The following is a 15,556-nucleotide window of genomic DNA, read 5'->3' as shown; positions in this document are numbered from 1 at the left end:
TAACGGGGAAGGCGCCTGCGGGGCGCCTTCCTTTTTTCAGTCCTGATGTGCGGTTTGCTGCGCAGGCCCCCTGAGCTCCAGCAGGGACTCGAACTGTGGGCCTGGCAGCGGTTCGCTGAACAGATAGCCTTGATAGGTGTAGCAGCCGACTTTTTCCAGAAACGCCAACTGCTCTGAGGTTTCAACGCCTTCAGCGATTACGTTCAGGTTGAGACTCTGCGCCATGGCGACAATGGCACGGATGATTTCTGCGTCGTTGGGATCACTGGTAGCGTCCTGGACGAAGGACTGGTCGATCTTCAGCGTATCCACCGGCAAGCGCTTGAGATAGGTCAGGGACGAGTAGCCGGTGCCGAAGTCGTCCATCGCAAAGCTGACGCCCAGTGCCTTGAGGCTGAGCATCTTGAGGATGGTGTCGTCCAGGTTCTGGATGACGATACCTTCGGTGATTTCCAGCTTGAGCATGGATGCAGGCAACTGATGCAGGGTCAGGCTGCGTTCCACGCGCTCGATGAAATCGTGCTGCAGAAACTGTCGCGGGCTGATATTGACGCCCATCAGGAATCTGTTTTCCGGGATCAGCCCTTGCTTTAACAGCAGGCCACCGGTTTTACAGGCCTCGTTCAGAATATGGCTGCCGACCTCCAGAATCATCCCGCTTTCTTCAAGTATCTGCACGAACTGATCGGGCGCCAGCAGGCCGTATTCGGGGTGTTGCCAGCGCAGCAGGGCCTCGGCCCCTGTGATGTATTCGTTACGACAGTCGACCTGGGCCTGGAAGTGCAGGTGAAATTCGTTGCGGGTCAGCGCCAGGCGCAAGTCATTTTCCAGGCGCAGGCGCTGGCTGACGGCCTGTTGCATGGATACGTGGAAAAACTGTGAGGCGTTACGCCCGCAATCCTTGGCCCGATACAGGGCAATATCGGCGCGCTTGAGCAGATCGGCCGGGGTCAGGCCATCATCCGGAATCAGCACCACGCCGATGCTCGGCGTGACCTGCAGACGATGGCCGTCGAGAAACATCGGCTCGGCCAGCAGGTTGCGCAGGTTGTCGGCCAGCTCCCGGACTTGCCGGGTGACCTCGTCCTGCGAGCCTTCCAGGCCGCAGATCAATACTACGAATTCGTCGCCGCCGAGGCGTGCCACGGTGTCTTCCTGGCGCACGCTGGCTTCCAGGCGCGCGGCGATGATGCTTAAAACGCTGTCGCCTACCGGATGGCCGAGCGAGTCATTGATGTGCTTGAAATGGTCCAGATCGAGAAACAACAGGGCGCCGCGCAGATTCTGGTGCTGGAGCAGCGACACTTGCTGGCTGAGGCGGTCGAGCAACAGCGCGCGATTGGGCAGCCCGGTCAGTGGATCGTGATAAGCCAGGTGCTGGATCTGCGCCTGGGCATTTTTGAGTTCGCCGATGTCGCGGGCATTCATCAGCAGGCAGGCGGTGTTGTTCAGGGTGATGAACTCGACCGATATATCCAGCACCAGGGGCGCACCGTGCTTGTCTCGCCCGTTCATTTCACGATGATGCACGCGGCCTTTCTGGCGCAGTTCTTCAAGCATGTGTTCGCGCTGCAAGGTGTCGGTCCAGATGCCGACTTCATGCGCTGTACGGCCGAGCACTTCCTGGGCGCTGAAACCGGTCAGGCGGCTGAAGCCATCGTTGACCTCGACATAGCGGCCCGAGTCGATTTCAGTGATGGTGATCGAGTCGGGACTTGAATGAAACGCCTTGGCAAATTTCTCCTCGCTGGCCTCCAGTGCGACCTGAGCACACTGCTGGGTAATGTCCAGCAGTGTGCCGGACAGCCTGACGGGCTGGCCCTGTTCATCCCGGTAAATCCGCGCGCGGCTCTCAAGCAGGCGTGACGTGCCGTTTTTCAGCCGGAACCGGTAAGTGACTTGCAGGCAGTCCTGCCCGGTTTCGAGCGCCGCGGCATAGAGCGCGCGCATTCGGCGGCGTTCTTCGCCGGGCAGGCTGCCGAAGAACTGCCCGCCAGACTCATTGAAGGGCATTGCCGGCATGCCGTGCAGCAGCGCCGCGCGTGCTGAGGCTTGCAGCCGGTTGCGGACGATATCCAGATCCCAGGTGCCCATTTGCGCCAGTTCCAGTGCCAGCTCCAGGCGATCACGGGTTTCCTGCAGGATCCGCTCTGCGTCTGTCAGCGGCAGCCTGGCAGAGACCGACTGTGCGGCAACATTCGGCACGGCGTTATCCGGTGGGTTGGGCATGTTATCCGAGCCTTTGATCGATAGGGCGGCCAGAGCGATCTGCCTGCGGCCTGCTGCAGCATCTGTTCACTGTGTCTGCGCATCGAGCAGTTTCATGAATGCCCGTGCCGCATTTGAGAGCGTGCGTTCGGTGTGCAGGATGTAGCCTAGCTGGCGATTGAGCTGTACGCCCGGCAGCGGGATGCGCGCCACCTGTTCGTCGAGCATGGTGCGCGGCAGAACGCTCCAGGCCAGGCCGATGGAAACCATCATTTTTATGGTCTCCATATAGTTGGTGCTCATCGCGATGTTGGGCTTGAGGCCCTGAGCCTCGCACAATCCGCTGACAATATGATGGGTAAACGTGTTACCGCCGGGAAATACCGCCGGATAGCGCACAATATCCTCCAGCTTCATCGGGCCGCTGTTGGCCAGCGGGTGCTCGGGGGCCGCGACGAAATCCAGCGGATCGTCCCAGACGGGCACGGCGCGGATCAGCGTATGCGGCTCGGGCGCCAGTGTAATGACTGCCAACTCGGCGCGCCCGTGAAGAATTTCTTCATAAGCAATTTCCGAATCCAGGAACTGGATGTCCAGTGCAACCTTCGGGTAAGTGCGGGTAAAGGCGCGCAATATCGGCGGCAAACGGTGCAGGCCGATGTGGTGGCTGGTCGCCAGAGTCAGCCGCCCGGTGACTTCCCCGGTCAGGTTGGTCAGGGCCCGGCGTGTGTCATCCAGCACGTTGAGAATCTGGTAGGCGCGCGGCAACAGGGCGCGTCCGGCCTCGGTCAGACTGACTTCGCGGCCCAGGCGATCGAACAGGCGTACGTTGAGTTGCTGCTCCAGACCGGCAATACGTTTGCTGATAGCCGGCTGGGTCAGGTAAAGGCGTTCGCCTGCCCCGGAGAAACTGCCCGTTTCAGCGATGGCGATAAAGGCATTGAGGTTGGCGAGGTCCATGGTCGGATTCCAGTTGGTTATCCAAAGTATGAAAATTATGAATTTGAGTTATTTAAGCATATTCCATAGGATGACCGCACAAGCCAAGGGGTCATCGCAACGATTGCCCAAGGCATAGAAACAAGCTGATGAGGAAGTACGTCCGATGGCCGGGAAAACGCTCTACGACAAGCTCTGGGATTCGCATTTGGTCAAACAGCGCGACGACGGTTCGGCGCTGATCTACATTGACCGCCATATCATCCATGAAGTGACCTCGCCGCAGGCGTTCGAAGGTCTGCGGCTGGCGAAGCGCAAGCCGTGGCGGATCGACTCGATCATCGCCACGCCTGACCACAACGTGCCGACCACAGCCGAACGCAAGGGTGGCATCGGTGCCATCGAGGATCAGGTGTCGCGCTTGCAGGTGCAGACCCTCGACGATAACTGCGACGAGTACGGCATCACCGAATTCAAGATGAATGATCCGCGCCAGGGCATCGTCCACGTGATCGGCCCGGAGCAGGGTGCAACCCTGCCAGGCATGAGCGTGGTCTGCGGCGACTCGCACACCTCTACCCACGGCGCCTTCGGTGCGCTGGCCCACGGCATCGGCACTTCCGAGGTCGAGCACGTGCTCGCCACCCAGTGCCTGGTCGCCAAGAAAATGAAGAACATGCTGGTGTCGGTCGAAGGGCAATTGCCCTTCGGCGTGACGGCCAAGGACATCGTTCTGGCGGTGATCGGCAAGATCGGCACGGCAGGCGGTAACGGTTACGCCATCGAGTTCGCCGGCAGCGCGATTCGCGACCTGTCGATCGAAGGCCGTATGACCATCTGCAACATGTCCATCGAAGCGGGTGCCCGGGTCGGCATGGTGGCCACCGACGAGAAGACCGTCGAGTACGTCAAAGGCCGTCCGTTCGCACCCAAGGGCGCGGAGTGGGACCTCGCTGTCGAAGCCTGGAAGGACTTGGTGTCCGACCCGGACGCTGTGTTCGATACCGTGGTCAGGCTGGATGCCGCACAGATCAAGCCGCAGGTCAGCTGGGGCACTTCGCCGGAAATGGTCCTGGCGGTCGATCAGAACGTGCCGGACCCTGCGCAAGAGCCGGATCTGGTCAAGCGTGGCTCCATCGAGCGTGCGCTCAAGTACATGGGCCTGAAAGCCAATCAGCCGATTACCGATATCCAGCTGGACCGGGTATTCATCGGTTCCTGCACCAACTCGCGTATCGAAGACCTGCGTGCTGCGGCCGATGTTGCCAAGGGCCGCAAGGTGGCCACGACCATCAAGCAGGCCATCGTGGTGCCGGGCTCGGGGCTGATCAAGGAGCAGGCCGAGAAGGAAGGGCTGGACAAGGTGTTCATCGATGCTGGCTTTGAATGGCGCGAACCGGGCTGCTCCATGTGCCTGGCGATGAATCCGGACCGCCTGGGGTCCGGCGAGCACTGCGCGTCGACTTCCAACCGTAACTTCGAAGGTCGTCAGGGGGCCGGTGGCCGGACGCATCTGGTGAGCCCGGCAATGGCCGCTGCCGCTGCGGTCAATGGCCGTTTCATCGATGTTCGCGACCTGATCCAGCACTGAGGAGTCCTCTATGAAAGCCTTTACCCAGCATCATGGCCTGGTCGCTCCTCTGGATCGTGCCAATGTCGACACCGACCAGATCATTCCCAAGCAGTTTCTCAAGTCGATCAAGCGCACCGGCTTCGGCCCGAACCTGTTCGATGAATGGCGTTATATGGACGTGGGGCAGCCTTACCAGGATAACTCCAAGCGTCCGTTGAACCCTGACTTCGTCCTCAACCACGAGCGTTACCAGGGTGCCAGCGTGCTGTTGGCCCGGGAAAACTTCGGCTGCGGCTCCAGCCGCGAACACGCCCCGTGGGCACTGGAAGAGTACGGTTTCTGCGCAATCATCGCGCCGAGCTACGCGGACATCTTCTTCAACAACAGCTTCAAGAACGGCTTGTTGCCGATCATCCTGTCCGAAGAAGACGTCGATCAACTGTTCAAGCAGGTGGAAGCCACGCCCGGCTATCAGTTGAATATCGATCTGCAGGCGCAGACCGTGACCCGTCCGGATGGCAAGGTCCTGAGCTTCGAAATCGATGCGTTCCGCAAGCATTGCCTGCTCAATGGCCTGGATGACATCGGCCTGACGCTGATGGACGCTGAGGCAATCGCCGGTTTCGAGAGCAGGCACCGCGCCAGCCAGCCATGGCTGTTCCGCGACTGATCGATCAACAGCGGATGCTGCATGTTTGCCAGTAAGGTGCAATTGCGCCTTGCTGGCAAAAGTGTTTTGGCCGGACGCTAAATTTTCTGTGGTATTGAGCGTTTCAAGCAGGCGTTGTCAAAGACGCCGATGCACAAAATCGAGGATGTTATGAGCAAGCAGATTCTGATTCTCCCAGGTGATGGTATTGGTCCGGAAATCATGACCGAAGCGGTCAAGGTGCTGGAGCTGGCCAACGAAAAGTATCAACTGGGGTTTGAATTGACCCACGACGTGATCGGTGGCGCGGCCATCGACAAGCACGGCGTGCCGCTGGCCGATGAAACCCTGGATCGTGCCCGTGCGGCCGACGCCGTGCTGCTCGGTGCAGTCGGCGGCCCGAAATGGGACACCATCGAGCGCGACATCCGTCCTGAGCGCGGTCTGCTGAAAATCCGTTCGCAACTGGGCCTGTTCGGCAACCTGCGTCCGGCGATCCTGTATCCGCAACTGGCCGACGCGTCGAGCCTGAAGCCGGAAATCGTCGCCGGCCTGGATATCCTGATCGTTCGCGAGCTGACCGGTGGTATCTACTTCGGCGCGCCACGCGGTACGCGGGTGCTGGATAATGGCGAGCGTCAGGCCTACGACACGCTGCCGTACAGCGAAAGCGAGATCCGCCGCATTGCCAGGGTCGGTTTCGATATGGCCATGGTGCGTGGCAAGAAGCTCTGCTCGGTGGACAAGGCCAACGTACTCGCGTCCAGCCAGCTGTGGCGTGAAATCGTCGAGCAGGTCGCCAAGGATTACCCTGAAGTCGAACTGAGCCACATGTACGTCGACAATGCCGCCATGCAACTGGTGCGTGCACCCAAGCAGTTCGATGTGATCGTGACCGACAACCTGTTCGGCGACATCCTCTCCGATCAGGCGTCGATGCTCACCGGCTCCATCGGCATGCTGCCGTCGGCCTCGCTGGACACGGCCAACAAGGGCATGTACGAGCCATGTCACGGCTCGGCGCCGGACATCGCCGGCAAAGGCATTGCCAACCCGTTGGCGACCATTCTGTCGGTGTCGATGATGCTGCGTTACAGCTTCAATCTGACCGATGCGGCCGACGCCATCGAAAAGGCTGTCAGCCTGGTTCTGGATCAGGGTATCCGCACCGGCGACATCTGGTCGGAAGGCAAAGTCAAAGTCGGTACGCAGGAAATGGGCGATGCGGTAGTCGCCGCGCTGCGGAATCTGTAATCTCTCTGGCCCGCCGCCTGCTGTGTACGCGCAGAGCGGCGGTCCCACTTTTATTCAAGGTGTAGTTGCGATGAAACGTGTAGGTCTGATCGGTTGGCGTGGCATGGTCGGTTCCGTGCTCATGCAGCGGATGCGGGAAGAGCAGGACTTCGATCTCATTGAGCCGGTGTTCTTCACTACTTCCAATGTCGGTGGCCAGGCGCCTTCGGTGGGCAAGGATGTTGCGCCCCTGAAAGACGCCTACAGCATCGACGAGCTGAAAACCCTGGACGTGGTGCTGACCTGCCAGGGTGGCGACTACACCAATGAGGTGTTCCCCAAGCTGCGCGAAGCGGGCTGGCAGGGTTACTGGATCGATGCGGCGTCCAGCCTGCGCATGCAGGATGACGCGGTCATCGTGCTGGATCCGGTCAACCGCAAGGTTATCGACCAGCAACTGGACGCGGGCACCAAGAACTATATCGGTGGCAACTGCACCGTCAGCCTGATGCTGATGGGGCTGGGCGGCCTGTTCGATGCCGGTCTGGTCGAGTGGATGAATGTCATGACCTATCAGGCAGCCTCCGGCGCCGGCGCGCAGAACATGCGTGAGCTGATCAGGCAGATGGGCGCGGTGCATGCCTCGGTGGCCGATGATCTGGCCAACCCGGCCAGCGCCATTCTGGATATCGACCGCAAGGTGGCTGAAGCCATGCGCAGCGAGTCGTTCCCTACCGAGAACTTCGGTGTGCCACTGGCGGGCAGCCTGATCCCGTGGATCGACAAGGCGCTGCCAAACGGCCAGAGCCGCGAAGAGTGGAAAGGCCAGGCCGAGACCAACAAGATCCTCGGTCGCTTCAAGAGCCCGATCCCGGTGGACGGCATCTGCGTGCGCATCGGCGCCATGCGCTGCCACAGTCAGGCGCTGACCATCAAGCTCAACAAGGATGTGCCGATTGCGGATATCGAAGGGTTGATCAGCCAGCACAACCCGTGGGTCAAGCTGGTGCCGAACAATCGCGAAGCCAGCATGCATGAGCTGAGCCCGACGGCGGTGACCGGGACCATGAGCATTCCCGTGGGGCGCTTGCGCAAACTGAACATGGGTTCGCAGTACCTGGGCGCTTTTACCGTGGGTGACCAGCTGTTGTGGGGCGCTGCGGAGCCGCTGCGTCGCATGCTGAGAATCCTGCTGGAGCGTTGAGGCTCGGTTTTACAGCAAACCCGCTTTCCGAAAGGAAGGCGGGTTTTTTAATGCCTGATACTTTTGATTGATCGCCCTTAATCCCTATATATGGGATTGAAATTTACATATTGAGATAAGTGTAACAACAGGTTTATAGTCGTCCTGCACTCACTTCCAAAAAAACAACAGGTGACGCAATGCAGGCGCAATTGATCGCGCTCGATTGGGGGACAACCTCACTTCGTGCTTATCGACTTGGCGAACACGGCCAGGTACTGGAACAGCGCGCATTGAGCGCGGGCATCATGCAGTTGCCGACCACGCCGCGGCTGATCGCGGGGCAGTTCTGCAGTGACGGTTTCGAGTTGGCCTTTGACCAGGCGTGCGGCGACTGGCTCGATGCCCAGCCGGACCTGCAGGTGATTGCCTGTGGCATGGTCGGCAGCGCACAGGGCTGGCGCGAGGCGGCCTACCGGGAAACGCCGGCCAGCGTCAATGAGCTGAGCGCAGCGTTGCAGACGGTGCGCAGCGTGCGCGGCGTGACGGTGCACATCATCCCCGGCGTCCTGCAGCGCTCGACCCTGCCCAACGTCATGCGTGGCGAAGAAACCCAGGTGCTGGGTGTGCTGGCAGGGCGCGAAGACGGGCAGGGCAGCCAGCCTCTGCTGATCGGTCTGCCCGGCAGCCACTCCAAATGGGTGCAGGTAGAACGGGGTCGCATCGTTCACTTCGATACCTTCATGACCGGCGAGGTCTACGCCGCGCTCTGCGCGCACACCATTCTGGGACGCACCATGCAGCCTTCGGAGGCGTTCGACGAGCAGGCGTTTGACCGCGGCTTGTCGATTGCCCTTGCCGACGCGGGCTCTGCGGGGCCGCTGTCGACGATTTTCAGCACACGAACGCTCGGCCTGACCGGGCAATTGGCTGCCAGTGCGCAATCTGACTATCTTTCCGGCCTGTTGATTGGCCATGAACTGGGCGCCATCGCCAGGCTGCATCTGCACAACCACGAACAATTGCCTGCGGTGATCCTCATCGGTAGCGATTCGCTGTGCACGCGCTATGCGCGCGGGCTGGCCGTTTGTGGCTTTCCCGGGGTGACATTGGCCGAGCAGGCGACCGAGCGCGGCCTCTGGCAGGTCGCCGTTCAGGCCGGCCTGATCGCGCGCCGCTCGTCCCAACACATTCGAGAGGTTTGACATGCTCAAGCAAGCATTGAAAGAAAATGGTCTGGTCGCGATTCTGCGCGGCCTGCGCCCCGAAGAAGCGCCTGCCATGGGCGATGTGCTGTACGAGGCGGGGTTTCGGGTCATCGAAGTGCCGCTCAACTCCCCGCAACCGTTCGACAGCATCCGCCTGTTGCGTCAGCAGTTGCCTGCCGATTGCCTGATCGGTGCTGGCACCGTGCTCACCGCTGAACAGGTGACTCAGGTCAAGGACGCCGGCGGGCAGGTGATTGTCATGCCGCACAGCGATGCCAAGGTGCTGCGTGCGGCCAAGGCGGCCGGGCTGTTCCTGTCGCCAGGGGTCGCGACGCCGACCGAAGCCTTTGCCGCGCTGGCCGAAGGCGCTGATGTGCTCAAGCTGTTTCCTGCCGAGCAGATGTCGCCGGCGGTGGTCAAGGCGTGGCTGGCTGTTCTGCCCAAGGGCACGATTCTGCTGCCGGTCGGGGGTATTTCACCGGACAACATGAAGGTATTTCTCGACGCCGGCGTGAAGGGTTTTGGCCTGGGCTCCGGGCTGTTCAAACCCGGCATGAGCGTCGCAGACGTCACAGAGCGTGCCCAGGCTTATGTGGCGGCCTGGAAGCAGCACAGCGCAGCGCTTGCAGACTGAGTGGCGCAGCAGACGCCGCCGTGCAGCAGCCGCTATCCAACAAGAGAATCAACAAGAGAAACCGCACCCATGAAAATCACCAAACTCACCACGTTCATCGTTCCGCCGCGCTGGTGCTTCCTCAAGGTCGAGACCGACGAGGGCGTTGTCGGCTGGGGCGAGCCAGTGGTCGAAGGCCGCGCGCACACGGTTGCTGCCGCGGTGGAAGAGCTTTCCGATTACCTGATCGGCAAGGACCCGCGCAACATCGAGGACATCTGGACCGTGCTGTACCGCGGCGGCTTCTACCGCGGCGGCGCGATCCACATGAGTGCGCTGGCCGGTATCGATCAGGCGTTGTGGGACATCAAGGGCAAGGCGCTGGGGGTGTCGGTCAGTGACCTGCTCGGTGGACAGGTGCGTGACAAGATTCGCGTCTATTCGTGGATCGGCGGTGATCGGCCCGCCGATACGGCACGCGCCGCGAAGGAGGCGGTAGAGCGCGGTTTTACTGCGGTGAAAATGAATGGCACCGAAGAGCTGCAGTTTCTCGACACCTTCGACAAGGTCGACCTGGCGCTGGCCAACGTGGCCGCTGTGCGTGATGCCGTTGGGCCGAATGTCGGCATTGGTGTGGACTTCCATGGCCGGGTTCACAAGCCGATGGCCAAGGTGTTGATGAAGGAGCTGGACCCTTACAAGCTGATGTTCATCGAAGAACCGGTGCTCAGCGAGAACTATGAAGCACTGAAGGAGTTGGCACCGCTGACCAGTACGCCTATTGCGCTGGGCGAACGGCTGTTCTCGCGCTGGGACTTCAAGCGCGTGTTGAGCGAAGGCTACGTCGACATCATCCAGCCCGATGCCTCGCACGCCGGTGGCATTACCGAAACCCGCAAGATCGCCAACATGGCCGAAGCCTACGACGTCGCGCTGGCGCTGCATTGCCCGCTGGGGCCTATCGCGCTGGCAGCGTGCCTGCAACTGGACGCGGTTTGCTACAACGCCTTCATCCAGGAGCAGAGCCTGGGTATTCACTACAACGAAAGCAACGACCTGCTCGACTACGTCAAGCACCCGGAAGTCTTCGACTACGACCAAGGCATGGTCAAGATCCCCAACGGCCCCGGCCTGGGCATCGAGATCAACGAAGAGTACGTCATCGAACGCGCCGCCATCGGCCACCGCTGGCGCAACCCGATCTGGCGGCATGCGGATGGCAGTTTTGCGGAGTGGTAGAGCAACAACTCCGCTAACCATCGTTTCGGCGCCCTGCGCTCATCGCCATACATAAGCCCTGAAGAGCCCGGAAAATGGGCGTTCAGGCTTCTGCCCGCAGGGCGTAGGAGCGAACGTATTCGCGAAAAGGCCGACGTGTTCTCTGAAAATGTTTCGTTTGAACAATGTCTTCGCGAACACGTTCGCTCCCACGGCCTTTGGCCAGAATCAAAAGCGCACTGGTGCATAACGATGAGCGCTCTGCGCGGGAACGAGAACCGGCGTGCCTTCAGCTCAGTTATATCGAAACACAGACCTCAATAAATCCAACAAGAGGCTACATTCCATGCGCACTCGAACTCTGGAGGGTGCGGCATCCCTGGTGACGCCGTCCCGCAAACGTTTCTTTATCATGGTGCTGCTGTTCATCACGGTGGTGATCAACTACCTGGACCGCAGCAACCTGTCGATTGCCGCACCAGCGCTGACCTCCGAACTGGGCCTTGACCCGGTGCATGTCGGGCTGATCTTTTCTGCGTTCGGCTGGACCTACGCCGCCATGCAACTGCCCGGTGGCTGGCTGGTGGACCGCGTGCCGCCACGCATTCTCTACACCGCAGCCCTGCTGCTGTGGTCCATCGCGACCATCATGCTCGGCTTCGCGGCCAGCTTTATCGCCCTGTTCGTACTGCGCATGGCGGTCGGCGCGCTGGAAGCACCTGCCTATCCGATCAACAGCCGTGTAGTCACCACCTGGTTTCCCGAGCGCGAGCGGGCCACTGCCATCGGCGTCTATACCTCCGGGCAGTTCGTCGGCCTGGCGTTTCTGACCCCGGTGCTGGCCTGGTTGCAGGCGCACTACGGCTGGCACATGGTGTTTGTCGCCACAGGGGGAGTCGGCGTGCTGTGGGCGGTGATCTGGTACACGGTGTATCGCGAGCCACGTGATTTCAAAGGCGTCAATCAGCAGGAAATCGAGCTGATCCAGGAGGGCGGCGGGCTGGTGGACATCCAGAAGGATGTCGAAAAACAGAAGCAGGCGTTCAGCTGGCTGGACCTGGGCATTGTGTTGAGCAAACGCAAGCTGTGGGGCATCTACCTGGGGCAGTTCTGCCTGAACTCCACGCTGTGGTTTTTCCTGACCTGGTTTCCGACCTACCTGGTGAAATACCGGGGCATGGACTTCATCAAGTCCGGCCTGCTGGCGTCGTTGCCGTTCCTCGCCGCGTTTGTCGGTGTGTTGTGCTCGGGCTTCTTCTCCGACTGGCTGATCCGCCGCGGGCATAGCGTAGGCTTTGCGCGCAAGCTGCCGATCATTGCCGGGCTGCTGATCTCGACCTCGATCATCGGTGCCAACTTCGTCGACTCGACGCCGCTGGTGATCACCTTTCTGGCGCTGGCGTTCTTCGGCAACGGCCTGGCGTCGATCACCTGGTCGCTGGTCTCGACACTGGCACCGGCGCGCCTGCTGGGCCTGACCGGTGGCACGTTCAACTTCATCGGCAACCTCTCTGCCATCGCCACCCCGATCGTGATCGGCTTTCTGGCATCGGGAGACTCGTTCGCGCCTGCCATCACCTACATTTCTGCCCTGGCACTGTTGGGCGCGCTGTCGTACATCCTGCTGGTAGGGAAAGTGGAGCGTATCGAGCTCTGATGTCGACGCCTCTGGACTCAGGCGGCGATAATGCCGCCGGTTTTCGATCCGAACCCTTTTGATCCGAGCAAGGCCTCTCATGCACAACGATTCGATCACCCCTGAAAAAATCACCGGCAAGGATTCCGTACCCACCGGGACTCAGACCTTGCTGCGCGGGCTGGGGGTGGTGCAGGCGGTTGCCGGTGGCGCACGGGACCTCAAGGAGATCGCCCGGCTGATCGGCACCACGCGCAGTACCACGCACCGCCTGGCCAGTTGCCTGGTCGAGGAGCGTTACCTGCGGGTCGTTCCTCAGGTGGGCTATCTGCTCGGCCCGAAATTGATCGAGCTGGGGTTTCAGGCGCGTGAAGAGGTGCCCTTGGCGATGCTCGCCCGGCCGTATCTGGATCGCTTGTCGGAGCTGACCGGCGATACCGTGCATCTGGCAGTACGGGAAGGGGACGACGTGCTCTATCTGCACAAGAATCCCGGTCGCAATGGTCCGGAAATGCGTTCGCGGGTCGGGCATCGGATGCCGCTGGTGCGCACCGGTATCGGCAAGGCGCTGCTGCTGGACAGTGCTCAGTCCGAGTGGCAACGGTTGTATGAAATCAGCATGCCGAGCACGGGTAGAAATCCGCTATGGCCTGCTCATGAGCAGCAAACCTGGGAGCAGTTGAAGGCACGGCGCGAGGAGTATGTACAAGGGGGGTATGCATTCGATCTGGAGGACAACGAACCGTCGATCCGTTGTGTTGCAGCGCCGGTACGTGATGCCAGCAAACAGATCGTTGCCGGCATCAGTGTCGCCAGTACCGTGCCCTACATGCCGCTGGAGAAGATGGCCGAGCTGGTTCCGCTGATCAAAACCATCGCAGCGGAACTCTCGGCCGATCTCGGCGGCTGATCGGCAGTCGATCAGGCCTTCAGCGTGGCCATGTCGATCACGAAGCGGTACTTCACGTCACCGGCCAGCATGCGCTCGTAGGCTTCGTTGATGTTGCGAATATCGAGCATTTCGATGTCGCAGGTGATGTCGTTCTCGGCACAGAAATCCAGTACTTCCTGAGTTTCCGCGATACCGCCGATCAACGAACCGGCCAGCACGCGACGGCTCATCACCAGATTGGCTGCATGTACCGGCGGCTCGACCGGCTCGATCAGGCCGACGAGGATATGTACGCCATCGAAACGCAGGGTTTCCAGGTAGGGGTTCAGGTCATGCTGGACCGGAATGGTGTCGAGCAGGAAGTCGAAGTGCCCGGCAGCAGCCTTCATCTGTTCAGCGTCGGTGGATACGATCACATGATCGGCGCCCTGGCGACGCGCTTCCTGCGCCTTGGCGGCGGAACGAGTGAACAGGGTCACTTCAGCGCCCATGGCTTTGGCGAACTTGATGCCCATATGGCCCAGGCCGCCCATGCCCAGAATGCCGACCTTGTCGCCAGCCTTGACGCCGTAGTGCTTGAGCGGCGAATAAGTGGTGATACCTGCGCAGAGAATCGGTGCAGCGGCGGCCGGATCGAGTTTTTCCGGGACGCGCACGACAAAGTGCTCGGCGACCACGATGCTGTTCGAGTAACCGCCCATGGTGTTGCTGCCGTCCACGCGGTCTGGCGTGGCGTAAGTCATGGTCGGGCCTTCCAGGCAATACTGCTCGAGGTCTGATTTGCAAGCCGAGCATTCGCGGCACGAATCGACCATGCAGCCGACACCGACCATGTCACCGACCTGGTACTGGGTTGCACTGCTGCCGGTGGCAGTGACACGACCGACGATTTCATGGCCCGGCATCAGCGGGTAGACGGCGATGCCCCATTCGTTGCGTGCCTGGTGAATATCGGAGTGGCAGACGCCGCAATAAAGGATTTCGATGGCAACGTCGTCGGCACGCAGAGCGCGACGTTCGAAGGTCATCGGGGCGAGGGGTGAGGTAGCTGACTGTGCGGCGTAACCGATAGCTGTGTACATGTTTGACCTCGCAAGGTGTGACGGAAGAGAGGCGAACCATTGTCCTGATACGGGCCCTTCGCGGCTATGGTGAATCCTCCGTGTTTCATGCCTATTCCTCCGGTCTGATAGTTCGGGGTCGGCGCTGAGGCGCAAATCTGCGATGATATGACTGTCTGTTTCTCTGTCAGGCGGTGCTCATGAACTTACCTGTTGTGCTGGATGGCAATGCCACCCTTGTGTCCCTGATCCAGCCGCTGGCGGTGCGCCCGGGGTTTGTCGCGACGCCGTTGCCGGAGGTACGTGTGCTTTCGGCGTTTGGTTATGTCGCCAGCAGCCCGCAGATCTACGAGCCAAGCCTGATGATCGTGGTACAGGGCAGCAAGGTCGCGTGCCTGGGGCCGCGCACATTCGAATACGGCACCGGGCACTACCTGATTCAGGCGCTCTCTGTGCCGTTCAAGTGTGAAACCTTCGCTACTCCGGAAAAGCCGCTTTACGGCGTTTCAGTGGCCATCGACCGGGTATTGCTCGGTGAGCTGGTGCAGGCGATGGGCCCGGTCACCGGCCAGGAGAGTCAGGTGCAGACGCCGGAATCGATGACCTCGGTGCGCATCGACAACAGCATGCGCGACAGTGTCGAGCGTCTGCTGCGTTGTCTGCATGATCCGCTGGAGTGTCAGGCCATGGGCCAGGCACGGATTCGCGAGGTGCTGTATAGCGCGCTGCGCGGACCGCAGTCAGGGGTTTTGCGTGCGCTGGTCGAGCAGCAGGGGCAGTTCGCACGAATTGCTTCTGCGGTGACCTACCTGCATGAGCATTATGATCACGCACTGAACGTCGACACGCTGGCCAGTTGCGCGAACATGAGCACGTCGACCTTTCATGAGCATTTCAAGCGCAGCACGCTGTTGTCGCCGGTGCAATACCTCAAGCGTCTGCGCCTGCTCAAGGCTCAGCAATTGCTGGTGGCCGAGGGCCTGGGGGTGGCGCAGGTCGCGCTCAAGGTCGGCTATCAAAGCGCGTCGCAGTTCAGTCGTGAATACAAGCGCTACTTCGAGCGCAGCCCGGGGGAGGAGAGCAGCAATCTGCGTGTCCCTGCCTGAATAAAAAAAGCCCCGAAAGGGGCTTTCTCTATTGAGG

Annotated in this window: 13 protein-coding genes; 10 read left to right on the top strand and 3 right to left on the bottom strand. The window is 60.8% G+C overall.

Going from position 1 to position 15,556, the window contains the following annotated elements; all coding sequences use genetic code 11:
- Nucleotides 1-36 precede the first annotated feature (36 nt).
- Both BLR16_RS17525 and BLR16_RS17520 read right to left on the bottom strand, forming a co-directional pair.
- Nucleotides 37-2,229, bottom strand: coding sequence for a putative bifunctional diguanylate cyclase/phosphodiesterase (locus BLR16_RS17525; RefSeq protein ID WP_058415975.1), 2,193 nt, complete (start codon nt 2,227-2,229; stop codon nt 37-39).
- Between the two features lie 66 nt (nt 2,230-2,295).
- A complete protein-coding gene (locus tag BLR16_RS17520) occupies nt 2,296-3,168 on the bottom strand; it encodes a LysR family transcriptional regulator (protein WP_003433130.1) in 873 nt (290 codons plus the stop codon).
- 145 nt (nt 3,169-3,313) lie between these two features.
- Here BLR16_RS17520 and leuC point away from each other — a divergent pair, with 145 nt between their 5' ends.
- The 9 genes from leuC (at nt 3,314) to BLR16_RS17475 (ending at nt 13,370) form a co-directional block, all read left to right on the top strand.
- Nucleotides 3,314-4,738, top strand: coding sequence for a 3-isopropylmalate dehydratase large subunit (gene leuC, locus BLR16_RS17515; RefSeq protein WP_058415976.1), 1,425 nt, complete (start codon nt 3,314-3,316; stop codon nt 4,736-4,738).
- A gap of 10 nt (nt 4,739-4,748) precedes the next feature.
- Nucleotides 4,749-5,390 carry a 3-isopropylmalate dehydratase small subunit gene (leuD, locus tag BLR16_RS17510; protein ID WP_003366655.1) on the top strand — a complete coding sequence of 214 codons (642 nt, stop codon included), beginning with the start codon at nt 4,749-4,751 and terminating at the stop codon, nt 5,388-5,390.
- Nucleotides 5,391-5,540: 150 nt separating this feature from the next.
- On the top strand, nt 5,541-6,623 hold the full coding sequence (gene leuB, locus BLR16_RS17505) for a 3-isopropylmalate dehydrogenase (protein WP_003366657.1): 1,083 nt from the start codon (nt 5,541-5,543) through the stop codon (nt 6,621-6,623).
- 70 nt (nt 6,624-6,693) lie between these two features.
- Nucleotides 6,694-7,806 carry an aspartate-semialdehyde dehydrogenase gene (gene asd, locus BLR16_RS17500; protein WP_002552957.1) on the top strand — a complete coding sequence of 371 codons (1,113 nt, stop codon included), beginning with the start codon at nt 6,694-6,696 and terminating at the stop codon, nt 7,804-7,806.
- 179 nt (nt 7,807-7,985) lie between these two features.
- Complete coding sequence (locus BLR16_RS17495; protein WP_003433124.1) at nt 7,986-8,990, top strand: 2-dehydro-3-deoxygalactonokinase; 1,005 nt, start codon at nt 7,986-7,988, stop codon at nt 8,988-8,990.
- Between the two features lies 1 nt (nt 8,991).
- Nucleotides 8,992-9,627 (top strand): 2-dehydro-3-deoxy-6-phosphogalactonate aldolase, encoded by a 636-nt coding sequence (locus tag BLR16_RS17490; protein ID WP_072364638.1) that lies wholly within the window; start codon nt 8,992-8,994, stop codon nt 9,625-9,627.
- A gap of 69 nt (nt 9,628-9,696) precedes the next feature.
- Nucleotides 9,697-10,845 (top strand): galactonate dehydratase, encoded by a 1,149-nt coding sequence (gene dgoD, locus BLR16_RS17485; RefSeq protein ID WP_003366667.1) that lies wholly within the window; start codon nt 9,697-9,699, stop codon nt 10,843-10,845.
- Between the two features lie 325 nt (nt 10,846-11,170).
- The gene (locus BLR16_RS17480) at nt 11,171-12,481 is read left to right on the top strand and encodes an MFS transporter (protein ID WP_003433121.1); all 1,311 of its coding nucleotides are present in this window, start codon (nt 11,171-11,173) and stop codon (nt 12,479-12,481) included.
- 79 nt (nt 12,482-12,560) lie between these two features.
- Complete coding sequence (locus tag BLR16_RS17475; protein WP_003433120.1) at nt 12,561-13,370, top strand: IclR family transcriptional regulator; 810 nt, start codon at nt 12,561-12,563, stop codon at nt 13,368-13,370.
- 11 nt (nt 13,371-13,381) lie between these two features.
- Here the strand turns inward: BLR16_RS17475 and BLR16_RS17470 are convergent, their stop codons facing one another.
- Nucleotides 13,382-14,434: an NAD(P)-dependent alcohol dehydrogenase gene (locus BLR16_RS17470; protein ID WP_074808614.1), complete on the bottom strand. Its 1,053-nt coding sequence runs from the start codon at nt 14,432-14,434 to the stop codon at nt 13,382-13,384.
- Nucleotides 14,435-14,613: 179 nt separating this feature from the next.
- Between BLR16_RS17470 and BLR16_RS17465 the strand changes: the two genes are divergently transcribed.
- Nucleotides 14,614-15,519 (top strand): AraC family transcriptional regulator, encoded by a 906-nt coding sequence (locus BLR16_RS17465; RefSeq protein ID WP_003433116.1) that lies wholly within the window; start codon nt 14,614-14,616, stop codon nt 15,517-15,519.
- Nucleotides 15,520-15,556: the final 37 nt, after the last annotated feature.

Origin of the sequence: Pseudomonas sp. BS3767 (assembly GCF_900099665.1) — a bacterium.
GTDB lineage: Bacteria > Pseudomonadota > Gammaproteobacteria > Pseudomonadales > Pseudomonadaceae > Aquipseudomonas > Aquipseudomonas cerasi.
Note: the sequence above shows the minus strand (reverse complement) of the source record. Positions and strands in the feature narration are given on the sequence as shown.